This is a genomic window from Paraburkholderia sp. BR10141 (assembly GCF_056155635.1).
This window is the reverse complement of the sequence record NZ_JBMIQH010000017.1, coordinates 140,009-155,063: the sequence shown is the minus strand read 5'-3', so window position 1 is coordinate 155,063 and position 15,055 is coordinate 140,009. Positions and strand designations below refer to the sequence as shown.

Sequence of the window (15,055 nt, the reverse complement as noted above, 5' to 3'; positions counted from 1 at the left end):
CTGTTCCTATCCAGCGGCGGCTTGGTCCGGGCCCGCGGGGGCGCCCGACCCGGAGGCGCCCGGCGTGCGGCGCGGGTCCGGCGTGGCCGCGTCGCCGCGCGTGCCCACTGGCCGGTGCGTGTCGGCACGCGCCGGACGGGCGCAGAGCACGGCGAGCGCGCGCGCGGCCAGTTCGTACGTCGTGTCGGGCAGCGCGTAGGGCACTGCGTCGGGCCGCGCGGTATCGAGCAGCACCTCCCATGCCATGCGCGGAGCGGGCGCGATGAACGTCACCGCGCCCTGCGAGGCGTTCAGCATCATTAACAATACTTCCATTTGGCCGTGGAGTCCCGCTCCGGCGCGTCGCATGGTGAACGCGCTCGCTTCCGGGGCGTGCCAGGCCTCGGGCGAGAGCGGCTCGCCGCGTTCGTCGAACCAGTCGATGTCGTGCACGCCGGGCATCAGCTCGCGCTCGCCGAACAGAAAGCGCGTTTCGTGCAGCAGCGGATGTTCGCGGCGCAGCGCGATCACGCGCGCGGCGAAACGCGTCATGGCCTTGCCCTGGGGCGTTTCGGCGAGCGCCCAGTCGAACCACGAAATGTCGTTGTCCTGGCAGTACGCGTTGTTGTTGCCGCGTTGGGTGCGGCAAGCCTCGTCGCCCGCGAGCAGCATGGGTGTGCCGAGCGCGATGAGGAGTGTGGCCATCATCGAGCGGCCCACGCGTGCGCGCGTGGCGAGGATTGCGGGGTCGTCGGTCGGGCCTTCCACACCCCAGTTCGCGCTCCAGTTTTCATTGTGGCCGTCGCGGTTCTCTTCGCCGTTCGCTTCGTTGTGCTTGCGCTCGTACGAAACGAGATCGGCGAGCGTGAAGCCGTCGTGCGAGGTGACGAAATTGATCGACGCCCAGGGCCGGCGCTTGCGTTTGTCGAACAGATCCGCGCTGCCGGTCAGGCGCGCCGCGAGGTCGGCGCGCTGGCCCGGCGCGCCGCGCCAGTAGCGCCGCACGCTGTCGCGAAAGCGATCGTTCCATTCGGAAAAGCCGGGCGGGTGGTTGCCAAGCTGATAGCCGCCCGGGCCCACGTCCCACGGCTCGGAAATCAGCTTGCATTGCGAAAGCACGGGGTCCTGGCGCAGCACGTCGAAGAAGCCGCCGTTCGGGTCGAAGCCCGCGGGCTCGCGCCCGAGCGTGACGCCCAGGTCGAAGCGAAAGCCGTCGATGCCATATGACGTGACCCAGTGGCGCAGCGAATCGGCGACCATCTGCAGCACGCGCGGATGCGAAAAGTCGAGCGTGTTGCCGCAGCCCGTGTCGTTGATGAAGTGGCGCTCGTCGCCAGGCACGCAGCGGTAATAGCTGGCGTTGTCGAGGCCGCGCCACGAGACGGTGGGGCCCATTTCGCCGCCTTCGCAGGTGTGGTTGTAGACCACGTCGAGAATGACTTCGATACCCGCCGCATGAAGCTGGCGCACGGCAATGCGCATTTCGTCGGTGTCATAGCCCACGAGGTAGCTGGGCTCGGGCGCGAAGAACGCGGCCGAGTTGTATCCCCAGTAGTTGCGCAGTCCGCGGTCGATCAGAAAGCGCTCGGAGAGAAACGCGTGTACCGGCAGGATCTCGATGGCCGTCACGCCGAGGTTGTGCAGATGGTCGATGAAACGCGGCGCGGCCAGCCCGGCAAAGGTGCCCCGCATGTGCGTGCGCAAATCGTAACGCTGCATCGACAGACCGCGCAGATGCGCCTCGTAGATGATGGTGTCGCCCCACGGTGTGTTGGGCCGCCGGTCGCGCGACCAGTCGAAGTTGTCGTTCACGACCACGCACTTGGGCATGGCCGGCGCGGAATCGCGCCGGTCGATCGAGAGGTCCACGCGGTTCGAATGCGCGCGGTAGCCATAGAGCGTGTCCGACCAGCGGAACTGCCCGATGAGCTGCTTCGCGTAAGGGTCCAGCAGCAGCTTGTGCGGATTGAAGCGGTGCCCCAGATGCGGCTGATAGGGCCCATGCGCGCGCAGGCCATAGACGGTGCCGGGATGCGCGCCCGGCAGATAGCCGTGCCACACCTCATCGGTGCATTCGGGCAAGGTGTAGCGAATGCGCTCCTTGCGGCCGGTGGGGTCGAAGAGGCACAGCTCGATGCGCCACGCGTGGGCCGAGAACACGGCGAAGTTGGTGCCGAGTCCGTCCCACGTCGCCCCGAGCGGCCAGGGGGAGCCGGGCAGCAGGCGCTCAGGCGGACCGTTTGCCATGACGATGCTCCATCTGTTGTTCTTCGTTTTGCATCGGGTTCCTGATCAAATCCCGCCGCTGCGCCGGCTTAGCGGCGCAGGCGCAGGATCAGCGTGCCGAGCGGCGGCAGGACGAGTGCGGCCGACTGCGGCTTGCCATGGCTCACCACGCCCTCCGTGCTGACGAGGCCCCCGTTGCCCATGTTCGAGCCGCCGTACACTTCGGCGTCGGTGTTGAGCGCCTCTTCCCACTGTCCCGGCTGCGGCATGCCGATGCGGTAGCCGTGGCGCGGCACCGGCGTGAAGTTGCAGATCACCACGATCTCGCGGCCCGATCCGTCCACGCGGCGCCACGCGAGCACGCTGTTTTCGCTGTCGTCGGACACCAGCCATTCGAAGCCGCCGGGTTCCGAGTCGAGCGTGTAGAGCGCGGGCTCGCTCGCGTAGAGGTGGTTCAGGTCGCGCACGAGCGTTTGCACGCCGCGGTGCAGCGGATCGTCGAGCAGGTTCCAGTGCGGCGTGCCGTCGTGATCGAATTCGGCCATCTGCCCGAACTCGCCGCCCATGAACAACAGCTTCTTGCCGGGGTGCGCCCACATGAAGCCGAAATACGCGCGCAGGTTCGCGAACTTCTGCCAGCGGTCGCCCGGCATCTTGCCGAGCAGCGACCCCTTGCCGTGCACCACTTCGTCATGCGACAGCGGCAGCACGAAGCGTTCGGACCACGCGTAGACCATCGCGAACGTCATCAGGTGATGGTGATAGCGGCGATAGACAGGGTCTTCGTGCATATAGTGCAGCGTGTCGTGCATCCAGCCCATGTTCCACTTGAACTGGAAGCCGAGGCCGCCATCCTCGGGGCGCGCCGTGACGCCCGGCCATGCTGTGGATTCCTCAGCAATGGTGATGACGCCGGGGCGTTGCGGAACATATTGCGTTTCGTGATTGAGGCGCTTGAGAAACGCAATCGATTCGAGATTTTCGCGACCGCCATAGATGTTGGGTACCCATTCGCCTTGCGCACGCGAATAGTCGCGGTAGAGCATCGAGGCGACTGCGTCCACGCGCAGCGCATCTACGTGATAGCGCATGAGCCACGCAAGGCCCGAAGCGACGAGGAACGCGCTCACCTCGCGGCGTCCCAGGTTGTAGATCATCGTGTTCCAGTCGGGGTGATAGCCCTCGCGCGGGTCGGCATGCTCGTAGAGCGCCGTGCCGTCGAAATCGATTAGACCGTGCGCGTCGTTCGGGAAATGCGCGGGCACCCAGTCGAGAATCACGCCGAGCCCCGCTTCGTGCGCGCGGTCGACGAACGCCGCGAAGTCCACCGGCGCGCCAAGGCGCGCGGTGGGCGCGAACTGCGAGAGCGGCTGATAGCCCCACGAGCCGCCAAACGGGTGTTCCGCCACGGGCAGCAATTCGATGTGCGTGAAGCCCATGCCCTGCGCGTAGGGGATCAGGCGCTCGGCGAGCGCGCCCCAGTCGGGCGCGGGGGCATCGGCGCCTTGCGTGGGCAGCCATGAAGGCGCATGGACCTCGTAGACCGACATGGCCGCGCGTGCGTTCTGCCGTTCGGCGCGCGTTTGCAGCCACTCGTGATCGCGCCACGCGTAGTGGTCGATCGCCTCGACGGGCGCCACGATCGAAGCCGTGCCCGGCGGGCACTCCGTCTGCAGCGCACAGGGATCGGCCTTGAGCGGCAGGACCGCGCCGCGCGCGCCGAGTATCTCGTACTTGTAACGCGCACCGGCCGCCACACGCGGAATGAACAGCTCCCATACGCCGGCTTCGTGGCGCAGCCGCATGGGGTGACGCCGCCCGTCCCACGCGTTGAAGTCGCCCACCACGGAGACGCGCTTCGCATTCGGCGCCCAGACCGCGAAGCGCACGCCGGGGATGCCGTCGCAGGTCAAGGGCCGCGCGCCAAGGCATTCGAGCACCGCGTAGGGGTCCCCGTCTGCGAGACGCACCAGCGCTTCGTGCGATAGCTGCGGGCCGAATGAATAGGTATCTTCGATTTCCTGGCTCACGCCATGCCAGTCGACCACGAGCCGGTAGGGCACCGCTTCCGCGAGTGGTCCCGCATAGAGGCCTGCCGGATGCACGAGCGAGAGTTCACCGAGCGTGTGGGCGCGGTCGCGCGCCACCACGCTCGCGCCTGAGGCGTTCGGCAGCCATGCGCGCACGTAAGGGGCGCCGTCCACCCAGTGCAGCCCGAGCACGGAGAAAGGATCGGAGTGGTACGCGCCGGCGAGTGCGTCGGCGTCGTGGAGATTCAGCCCGGCTTGGGCCGCGCGCTCAACCATGGCCACCTCCGCCGGAATGCGATTGCGTGGACTGCGTAGGGGTGAGCCCTAGCACGCGTGCCGCCAGCGCCGCGAGACCGCGTACCGGCAACGCGAGCCAGGTGGGGCGGTTGGCCGCCTCGTAGCGGATCTCGTAAGCCGCTTTCTCGATCAGGAACAGGTCGAGCAGCGCCTGCTCGTGCGAAGCGCTGACGAGCGTGAGCGGTCCTTCTGCCACGGCCGCGCGGTACTGGCTCAGGAATGCTTCGGCCGCATAGCCGCGGAAGCGCTCGAACAGGGCGCGCTTGCGATCGACGACTTGCTGCGGCGCGTTTTCGAGCGTCGATTGCGCGGCGGCGCCCGCATACGAGAGCGAGCGCAACAGGCCCGCCACGTCGCGCAGCGGCGAGGTCTTGGCGCGCCGGTAGTCGAGCGCTCGCGCGGGCTCGCCTTCGAAGTCGATCAAATACGCGTCGCCCTGGGAAAGCAGGACCTGGCCCAGGTGGAAATCGCCATGGATGCGGATGCGCGCGGCCTTGGTGTCGTCGGGCACGAGTTCGTCGATCTTCGCGACGAGCGCCTTGCGGCGATCGATCAGGCTGCGCGCGAGGTCGCGCGCGTCTTCGTCGAGCGTTTGCTCGTCTTCGCCCGTATGCTGCGCGACGATGTCGAGTGCTTCGTTGAGCATGGTCTTGGTGTCGGCAATCCAGTTGCGCACGTCGTCGGGGGTGGCGGCAACGGGCGCGAAGGCTTCGTCGTCGCTGGGTTGGGAGAGCATCGCGTGCAACTCGCCCAGGCGCTTGCCGATGGCGCCGATCACCGCGCAATAGCCGTGCACGGCTTCCTCCTCGTGCGCCTGGTCGACGCTCGTGTCGTCGTCCACGGCGAGCGCGAGTTCGTCGATCGTGCGGCGCAGATAGTCGAGCGCCCAGTCCCACGCATTGCCCTGATTGTCGATGAAACCCTGCACGATGATGAGCGTATGCGGTACGCCCGCGGGATCGACACGCACCACTTCGCCATAGAGCGGCGCCGTGTTCGCGTAGCCGAGCTTCGTGAGGTAGCGGCTCATTTCCGCTTCGGGGTGCACGCCCGCCATCAGCCGGCGCACGATCTTGAGCACGAGGGTTTCCGCGATCACGAGCGAGCTGTTGCTCTGCTCAGCCGCGAGCCAGCGCACCTCCGGCGTCTCGCCAAGGTCGAGTTCGTCGAGTCGCTCGGTCGGCTCGAAGCGGATCGTGCTCTGCTGCACGGTGGGTACCGTGGCGCGCTCGCGCAGCTTGCGCAGCACGCCATAGGCGAACCACGGCAGCGAGAACGCATCCGTGAGATAGCCCACCGTGCGGCCGCGCCGCACGCGCGAGAGCGCGAGCTGAATATGCAGCGGCGTGGTGATTTCGGTGCCCCAGGTAATCGCGATCGGCAGGACGTAGCGCTCGCTCGTGCCGTCCGACAGCTCGGCCTCGATTTCTGTGAACGCGAAGCCCGCGCCGTAAATCGTCGTGAGCGCCGCGAGGCGCACGGAGCGCAGCGGCTTGTCCTTGGAGGCGAACCAGCGGCGACGCGAGAGCCACGAAGGCAGCACTTCCGATTCGAGCAGCCGCACGTTTTCGGGCGTCGCACCGGTTTGCCCTTCGCGGATCACCACGGTCACGAACTCGGGCAATTGCTCCGAAGTCGGCTGGCTCCACGAAGGCCGCTGATCGCCGGCGCTCAGGAGGAACCACAGGAAGCCGTAGGGCGGGAAAGTCAGCAGATAAGGCAGTTGCCCGATGGCCGGAAACACGGAGTCGGCCGTCATTTCGACGGGGGACATGCCCGCGAATTCGGAAAGATCGAGTTCCACCGCCTGTGGCGCGCGTGAGAGGTTCGCCACACAGAGGATCGGCGCTTCGCCGGGCATCTCGCGCAGGTACGCGAGAATCTTGCGGTTCGCGGGCCGCAGGAAGCGGATCGTGCCGCGCCCGAACGCCTGCTTTGCGCGGCGCGTGGCGAGCATGCGACGCGTCCAGTTGAGCAGCGAATGCGGATCGCGGCTTTGCGCTTCGACGTTGATGGCGTCGTACCCATAGAGCGAGCCCATGAGCGGCGGCAACACGAGCTGTTCGGGGTCGGCGCGCGAGAAGCCGCCATTGCGGTCCGACGACCACTGCATCGGCGTGCGCACGCCGTCGCGGTCGCCCAGGTGGATGTTGTCGCCCATGCCGAGTTCGTCGCCGTAATAGATCACGGGCGTGCCGGGCATGGAGAGCAGCAGCGAGTTGATGAGTTCGATGCGGCGGCGGTCGCGCTCCATGAGCGGCGCGAGACGCCGGCGAATGCCGAGGTTCAGGCGCGCGCGCCGGTCGCTCGCGTAGGTGTTCCAGAGGTAATCGCGCTCGGAGTCCGTCACCATTTCGAGCGTGAGTTCGTCGTGATTGCGCAGGAAGATCGCCCACTGGCAGCTCGGCAGCAAGTCCGGCGTCTGCTTCATGATGTCGAGAATCGGGAAGCGGTCCTCGCTCGCAATCGCCATGTAGAGGCGCGGCATGAGCGGGAAGTGGAACGCCATGTGGCATTCGTCTTCGTTGCCGAAGTACTCCTGCACATCTTCCGGCCACTGGTTCGCTTCGGCCAGCAGCATGCGGTTCGGGTAGTGCTCGTCGATGGCCGCGCGGATCCGTTTGAGAATGCCGTGCGTTTCGGGCAGGTTCTCGTTGTTCGTGCCTTCGCGCTCCACGAGATAGGGCACGGCGTCCAGACGCAGCCCGTCGATACCCATGTCGAGCCAGAAGCGCATGACCTGCAGCACTTCGCGCAGCACGGCCGGATTGTCGAAGTTCAGGTCGGGCTGGTGCGAATAGAAGCGGTGCCAGTAGTACGCGCCGGCCACGGGGTCGTGCGTCCAGTTGGACGGCTCCGTGTCGATGAAGATGATGCGCGTGCCCAGGTACTTCTGGTCGGTGTCGGACCACACGTAGTAGTTGCGATGATTAGAGCCGGGCTTGGCGCGCCGCGCGCGCTGGAACCACGGGTGCTGGTCCGAGGTATGGTTGATGACCAGTTCGGTGATCACGCGCATGCCGCGCGCATGCGCTTCCTGAATGAAGCGGCGCACGTCGGCGAGCTGGCCGTAGTCGGGGTGCACGTTGCGATAGTCGGCGATGTCGTAGCCGTCGTCGCGGCGCGGCGAGGGGTAGAACGGCAGCAGCCAGATCGCCGTGACGCCGAGGCTGGCAATGTAATCGAGTTTCGCGAGCAGGCCAGGGAAGTCGCCCACGCCGTCATTGTTCGCATCGAAGAACGATTTCACGTGCACCTGATAGATGATCGCGTCCTTGTACCAGAGCGGGTCGTCGGACAGCATCGACGCCTTGCCGCGCCGTTGCGTGCCGCGTTCCTCATGGTGTGGATCGTGTGCGGTCGAGTCTCGCGTGACGGTCTGCACGTTCGTTGCGACAGGCTCGTGGGTAGCGGGGTCGCGTTTCATGTCGCTCCTCCGGGCGGGAAGTCCGCGTCCAGTTCGGGATGGCCCTCGATGTGCTCATCGGCGTGTTCAGGCAGCGGTTCTTCGCGCGGCAGGCCCGCCGCGGGCTCGATGCGCCAGATCGCGAACGGGCGCGCATGCGGGTCGAGCCGCACGTGCTGCCAGCGCCCACGCCATTCGAAGCGCTCGCCCGTCGTTTCGTCGATCACATTGAGGGGGGCGTGGTCGTCGAGGTGCCAGCGCTGGAACGTCGCCCACGAAAGTTCGAAGTCGGCGCCCTGCTCGTTGAAGGCATCGAGATTGATGGCCACGACGAGCACGTTGTCGCGCGCGGGCGTGGCCTTCTCGAAGCAGAGCAGCGAGTCGTTGCGCGCGTCGAGGAACGTGATGCCGAGATGCGTGTGCAGCGCCGGGTTGGCGCGCCGGATGCGGTTGAGCGTGGCGATCTCCGCGACGATGTTGCCGGGGCGATGCCAGTCCCATGCGCGCAGCTGATATTTTTCGGAGTCCAGATATTCCTCCGAATTGGGCATGGCGCGCCCTTCGCACAGTTCGAAGCCGCAGTAAACGCCCCACAGCCCGGAAAGCGTCGCAGCCAGCGCGGCGCGGATCAGGAAGCTCGAACGCGCGCCAGTCTGCAGATGGCGCGGATTGATGTCGGGCGTGTTGACGAAGAAGTTAGGCCGATAGAAGTCGCGCACCTCGGTTTGTGTGAGTTCCGTGAGGTACTCGGTGAAATCGCGTTTCGATTCGCGCCACGTGAAGTAGGTGTATGACTGCGAGAAGCCGAGCTTGGCGAGCCGGTACATGAGGCGCGGCCGCGTGAAGGCTTCGGAGAGGAAGATCACGTCGGGGTGACGTGCGCGCACGTCGGCGATCATCCATTCCCAGAACGGCAACGGCTTCGTGTGCGGATTGTCCACGCGGAAAATGCGCACGCCCGTGTCCACCCAGAACAGGATCGCGTCGCGCAGCGCGAGCCACAAATCAGGCTTCGCGTCGTGCGCGTAGAACTCGGGGTTCACGATGTCCTGGTACTTCTTCGGCGGATTTTCGGCGTAGCGCAGCGTGCCGTCGGGCCGCCATGCGAACCAGGTGGGATGCGCCTTCAGCCACGGGTGGTCGGGCGAGCATTGAATCGCGAAGTCGAGCGCGATTTCGAGGCCTTGTTCGCGCGCCGCGGCGAGCATGCGGCAGAAGTCCTCGAGCGTGCCCAGTTGCGGATGCACCGCGGTATGGCCGCCTTCGGCCGCGCCGATCGCGTAGGGGCTGCCCACGTCGCCGGGCTGCGCATTGAGCGTGTTGTTGCGCCCCTTGCGGTTGGCGAGGCCGATGGGGTGGATCGGCGGGAAGTACAGCACGTCGAAGCCCATTTCGCGGATGCGCGGCATCTTCGCGATCACGTCGTCGAAGGTGCCGTGGCGCGATTCGTCGTCGCTCATCGAGCGCGGGAAGATCTCGTACCAGCTTGCGAAGCGTGCGGCGCCGCGCTCCGCATCCACGCGATTGACGATTGTGTCGTGCGAGAGAAACGGGCGATGGCGCGCGGCGCGCACGGCCGCAGCGGTCGCAGGCGCGGCGATGATCGCGCAGCGTGTTTCGGTGTCCGCAGCAATGAAGCGCTTGACGATGGCGTCGAGCGTTTCGTTGTTGCGCTTCTGGTCGTCGTCGCCCGAGCCCGATGTTTCCGCAGTGGCGAGCACGAGCGCGAACAGGCGGCTCGCTTCTTCCAGTTCGAGATCGACGGGCTGGCTCGCCGCGCGCTTCTTGTGCAGATGTTCCGCAAGCGAGGCGAAGTCGTCGCGCCAGGCAATCACGACGTATTCGTAGCGTCCGATGCGATCGAGCGGAATGTGGCCCGCCCACAGGTCGGTGCCCGCGGGCGGCACGGGCGTCATCGGCGACTCGTGCCAGGCGGTTTCGTCGGCGGCGCGCCAGAGCACGGCGGCGTCGATGCGGTCGTGGCCCTCGGCGAAGATGGCCGCGCGCACTTCGCAGCGCTCGCCGACGGTGCGCTTCGCGGCGAAGCGGCCGTGATCGACCGAGGGCTGCGCGCTCTCGATGGCAATACGCGGCGCGGCGATCGCTTCGAGCACGCTCTTGTGTCCACTCGTGTCGGTCTTGCCGCGATCTTCGGGCGGCGCGAGCACTACGAGCGGACTCGCGAGCGCGCGGAACATCCAGCATGCACCCGCGGGCAGCGTGAACGCATCGGGAATAGCGCTCGCGTCGCGCGGCGCGGGCAGGCGCGCGCCGCGCAGCGTTTCGGCGTCGAGCGGCGCGAAGCGCGTGAAGCCGCCGGGCACGCCGTCGAGCAGGCGCGCGAGATCCACGCGCACAGGCGCGGCGAGCGCGGGATTGATGAGCGTGAGGATGGCGTCTTGCGCGTCGCGCAGGTCCGCGCGGTCGCCGCGCAAGAGCGCCGCGACGCTGGCGCCAGGGCCACTGAGTGCGCGCAGTTCACCGTTGGTCTGCAGCGCCCACGTTTCGCGTTGCAGCGCGTTGGCGTGCGCGACATCGGCGCTCAGATCGAAGGGCGCGCGGGCTTTCGCTGCTTCCCACGTCTGCGTGCTGTTGCCGCTGTGCGAGGTCGCTTCGTCCACGCCATATTCGAAACCCATCGGCATGAGCCAGCCGGTGCCTATCGCCGCTGCCGCGCGCAGCATGCGGCGATAGGCGCGCTCGACCGCGCGCGCATCGGCGGCGCCTTCCTGATCGTGCGCGTAGCGCGCACCATAGGGCGCTTCTGGAAACGTTATCGGTGATCCTACGCGGCGCAATGCGGCGTGCTCCTCGACCATCCAGCTCGACGAGAAGTCCCACCAGCGCAGCGAGGAGAAGGCGGCGTCGAAGCCCGCACCTTCGAGGTGCGTGATCGCTTCGCGCGGCAGGCCTGGTGTCGCGGCGAGCCAGCGCGCTTGCGGAAAGCGTGCGCGTACGGCATCGAAGATCGCGCGTAGCACGTGGGGCGGCGTGCGGTGCGGCGAGTCCACGCGAAAGCCGCCGATGCCCGCTTCGACGAGCGCGATGGCGCGCGCCGTCCACCATGCGATGAGCGGCGCGCTCGCGCGCTCGAAATCGGCATAGGCCACGTTGGCTTCGCTGTGGCCGTGGCGTGGGTCGAGGCGCGCGTCTTCGGGCTCGAAGGGATGGAACCATTCGGGATGCGCAGCGTAGAGCGCGCCGTCAGCGGCGCTGCGGTCGAGCACGAGATCGGCGAGCAGCGTGACGCCGCGCGATTGCGCCGCGAGCGCGAGTTCGCGCACGGCGTCGTCGGCGGAGAGCTGGCTGCCGAAGGCTGCGTTCAGGCGCGCGTGGTCGGCGACAATGCGGTCGTCGCCCGACGCGCCCGAGGCGAACAGCGCGCCGATCAGGACGTGATCGAAGCCAAGCGACGCCGCGCGGGCGATGTGCGCCGGCCACGCGTCGAGTGGTCCTGCCAGGACGGAATGGACGAAGTAGATCCGCGGCGCATAGGCGTGGGGGGGTTCCATCGGTCGTATTCCAGGTACGTCAGGCGAAGGGGATGCAAGTCGGGGTTAGCCGAAATGCGATCGCGCCGCCCGGGGGCTGCCGGAGCGTGCCGCGCTGCGCGTGGTGGACAGGCACCTGTTCAGAGTAGTGCAAGAGCAGGCCGGAACCAAACCGCTTGCGCCGCGTGGCGACTTGCGGGGGAGTCGAGCAAGGCACATGCCCATGAGCGACACAGGCGCGCGGCGCCGCGTGCAAGGCGCATGTTCGCAAAGCCTGGGCGCAAAGGCTGGGAGCAAAGGCGGGCGAATCCAGCGGAGAACCCGGCGGCGATTGCCGGTATCGGTTGCAGCGGAGAAAAACGGATCAGCTACCGACCATGCTGGCGGCGATGTTCACGCACAGGCCTAGCACAGAAACGTTGAAATAGAACGACAAAATCGATTGCGCGAGCACACCGCGCCGCGCGCTGCGCCCGCGCAGGCCGATATCGGCGGTTTGCGACGCGCAGGCGATGGTGAACGAGAAGTACAGAAAGTCCCAGTAATTCGGCGTGAGCTTTTTGTCGGGAAACGCGAGAGCGGGCTCGTTGGGATCGGAACCGTAGTAGAGGCGCGCGTAATGCAGCGTGAAGATGGTGGGAATGAGGAACCACGCCCCGATGAGCGTGAGCCCCGTGAGCAGCGAATGCAGCACTTTCGAGGCCGTGCCGAGATCCTTCGTCGTACCCAGCTCGATGACGATGGCGACGATGCTCGCCACCGTTGCGATGCAGATGAGAAACAGCACGGTCCCCGCGTTTTCGTCTTCGCGGCGGGCGTTCGCGCGCACGCTCTCTTCGTTTGCTAACACCATGTGTAGCCAGATCAGCACGAGGTAGGTCCATACCGTGGCGTCCCAGCCGAGCAGGACGCGCGCGGAAGTATGGATCGAGGCGGGCGAGAGCAAGCCGAGCACGACGCCCACGGCGATGGCGATCATCAAGTGCGGCCGGTTGCGCAGTACCAGCGGTATGAAGTTCATGGCGTGGCCCGGGGTCGCGCGGGTTAGCAATCAATTGCGGCGATTCTACCGTGCGCGGTCCGCCGGGGTGACGCGCTGTTCACTGTTATGCCGGGCATGCAAGCTTTCGGTTTGTCTTATCGGGCCATAAGGGGCTATATTGCTTGCGCAACGCGCAAGCGCGCTCTCGCAGTCAGCGCAACGACGGTGCATATGCATTGATCCGCGTTGAACGACGATAGCAAACGTTTTTCGCATGGCCTGTTTTCAGGCGCCGCCCGCGCCGGCGGCAAGCGTGTTTCGCCCCCCGCCAGGGGAACCTGGCGGGATCGACCTCATCTGGAGTGCCCATGACAGAGGTGACACAACACGGGATGTCTCAGGCGCCGCACGATCTTCCTGCTGTATTGGAGCGCCTCGGCCGTCCTGGCCGCAGGCGTTTCGTCTCGGGAACGTGCGCAGCGGCGCTGCTCGCCTTCGCGGCTGCCGGGCGCTCGCGCGCGCCTTTCGGCGTGGGCCGCGCTTTCGCGGCCACCTCGGCGAGCGCATCCGGTACCGGCTATGACGCCTTCATCGAGCTATCGCAGCGCCTCACTGGCCGCACGAGCTTCGACGCCGTGCTCGGCAAGCGCGTCTATGCCGCGCTCGGCCACGCGCGCAGTCAGTTCGACGCGAATGTCGCCACGCTCAACACCTGGATTCAAGGTCATGGCGGCGTGCCCTCCGATACCGTGACCGCCGCGCTCAAGCCCGATCAGCCGGAACTCGCATCGATGGTGGGCGACATCATGCGCGCGTGGTATCTCGGTCTCGTGGGCGAGATGCCGAAGGTGCAGGTGGTGGCCTTCGAAAAGGCGTTGATGTTCGACCCCGTCAACGACGTGCTCACGATTCCCTCGTATTGCCGCGACGTGCCGTTCCACTGGAAGCACAAACCCGCAGGCGAATAGCGGAGCAACCGGCACATACATCACGGCCGCGCCAGGCCACCACAACGAAAGCCAAAGGATGAGGTCGACAATGGCGACAGGACGTTGCGCCGACGTGGTCGTCGTCGGTTCCGGCGTGGCGGGCAGTCTGGTGGCGCACCAGCTCGCCCGGGCCGGCGCTTGCGTGGTGCTGCTCGAAGCGGGGCCGCGCGTTGCGCGCTGGCAGATCGTGGAGAACTTCCGCAATTCGCCCGCCAAGGCCGATTTCGCCACGCCGTATCCGTCTGCGAGCTACGCGCCGCATCCCGAATACGCGCCGCCCAACGAGTATCTCGTGCAGAAGGGCGATTATCCGTACAACTCACAATATTTGCGTCTCGTGGGCGGAACCACGTGGCACTGGGCCGCCGCCGCGTGGCGCTTGCTGCCGGCGGACTTTCGTTTGAAAACCCAGTACGGCGTGGGTCGCGACTGGCCCTATCCCTACGAGACGCTGGAGCCGTGGTATCAGCTCGCGGAAGAGGCACTGGGCGTGTCCGGTCCGGACGCGACGTACGATCTCGGCTCGCCGCGGGCAAAGCCGTATCCAATGAGCATGCTGCCGCTTTCCTGGATGGATCAGCGCTTCTCGCAAGTACTGAATGCGAATGGCTTTCACGTGGTGCCCGAGCCGGTCGCGCGCAATAGCCGCCCGTTCGATGCGCGGCCCACCTGCTGCGGCAACAACAACTGCATGCCGATTTGCCCGATCGGTGCGATGTACAACGGCGTGGTTCACGCGGACAAGGCCGAGCGCGCGGGCGCGAAGCTCGTGCCGCAGGCCGTGGTCTATCGCATCGAGGCCGACAACAAAGGGCTCGTTACCGCCGTTCACTACAAGGATCCAGGCGGCAGAAGCACGCGTGTGACCGGCAAGCTCTTCGTGCTCGCCGCGAACGGCATCGAGACGCCCAAGCTCATGCTGATGTCGAAGAGCGACGCGTTTGCCCACGGCATTGGCAATAGCTCCGGGCAGGTGGGCCGCAATCTCATGGATCATCCGGGCACGGGCATCACGTTCATGGCCAACGAACCACTGTGGCCGGGGCGCGGGCCCATGGAAATGACCTCGGTCGTGAACTTCCGCGACGGTGCGTTCCGCTCCGCGTATGCCGCGAAGAAACTGCATCTGTCGAACGGGGTGCCCACCATGGCCGTGACGGCCGCGCTCATCGCGAATGGCTTGACCGGCGCGGAACTGGACCGGGAGATACGCGAGCGCACGTCGCGCACGCTCACCATCAACAGTTTCCACGAGCATTTGCCCGAGCCGCAGAACCGCGTGCTGCCCTCGAGCGAACACAAGGACGGGCTCGGCATTCCACAGCCCGAGATCTATTACTCGATCAACGATTACGTCAAGAAGAGCGCGGCGAACACGCATGAACTCTATGCGCAGATCGCGCAGCTTTTCGGCGGCACGGACATCGCATTCGACGATACCTTCGCGCCCAACAATCACATCATGGGCACGACGATCATGGGCGCGAACGCCGCCGATTCGGTCGTCGATGCCGATTGCCGCACGCACGATCATGCGAATCTGTTCGTCGCCAGCAGCGCGGTGATGCCCTCGGCCGCCTCGGTGAACTGCACGCTGACGATTGCCGCGCTGTCGCTGAAGCTGGCCGACAAGCTGCGCCACGAGCTTTGATACG

7 protein-coding genes are annotated in these 15,055 nt (G+C 66.4%); 2 read left to right on the top strand and 5 right to left on the bottom strand.

Going from position 1 to position 15,055, the window contains the following annotated elements:
- Window positions 1-6: 6 nt before the first annotated feature.
- From glgX to ACOJB8_RS23320, 5 genes are all read right to left on the bottom strand, one after another.
- A complete protein-coding gene (glgX, locus tag ACOJB8_RS23340) occupies window positions 7-2,226 on the bottom strand; it encodes a glycogen debranching protein GlgX (protein WP_475014543.1) in 2,220 nt (739 codons plus the stop codon).
- A 68-nt stretch (window positions 2,227-2,294) separates the two neighbouring features.
- Window positions 2,295-4,511 (bottom strand): 1,4-alpha-glucan branching protein GlgB, encoded by a 2,217-nt coding sequence (gene glgB, locus ACOJB8_RS23335; protein WP_342946983.1) that lies wholly within the window; start codon window positions 4,509-4,511, stop codon window positions 2,295-2,297.
- Window positions 4,504-7,836 (bottom strand): maltose alpha-D-glucosyltransferase, encoded by a 3,333-nt coding sequence (treS, locus tag ACOJB8_RS23330; protein ID WP_342947174.1) that lies wholly within the window; start codon window positions 7,834-7,836, stop codon window positions 4,504-4,506. The genes glgB and treS overlap by 8 nt, the downstream gene beginning before the upstream one ends.
- A gap of 119 nt (window positions 7,837-7,955) precedes the next feature.
- Window positions 7,956-11,450, bottom strand: a complete 3,495-nt coding sequence (locus ACOJB8_RS23325; RefSeq protein ID WP_342946984.1) for a maltotransferase domain-containing protein — start codon at window positions 11,448-11,450, stop codon at window positions 7,956-7,958.
- 343 nt (window positions 11,451-11,793) lie between these two features.
- On the bottom strand, window positions 11,794-12,450 hold the full coding sequence (locus ACOJB8_RS23320; protein WP_069261362.1) for a DUF1345 domain-containing protein: 657 nt from the start codon (window positions 12,448-12,450) through the stop codon (window positions 11,794-11,796).
- A 353-nt stretch (window positions 12,451-12,803) separates the two neighbouring features.
- Here ACOJB8_RS23320 and ACOJB8_RS23315 point away from each other — a divergent pair, with 353 nt between their 5' ends.
- Together ACOJB8_RS23315 and ACOJB8_RS23310 are read left to right on the top strand one after the other, a co-directional pair.
- The gene (locus tag ACOJB8_RS23315) at window positions 12,804-13,379 is read left to right on the top strand and encodes a sugar dehydrogenase complex small subunit (protein WP_342947175.1); all 576 of its coding nucleotides are present in this window, start codon (window positions 12,804-12,806) and stop codon (window positions 13,377-13,379) included.
- 70 nt (window positions 13,380-13,449) lie between these two features.
- A complete protein-coding gene (locus ACOJB8_RS23310; RefSeq protein WP_342946985.1) occupies window positions 13,450-15,051 on the top strand; it encodes a GMC family oxidoreductase in 1,602 nt (533 codons plus the stop codon).
- Window positions 15,052-15,055: the final 4 nt, after the last annotated feature.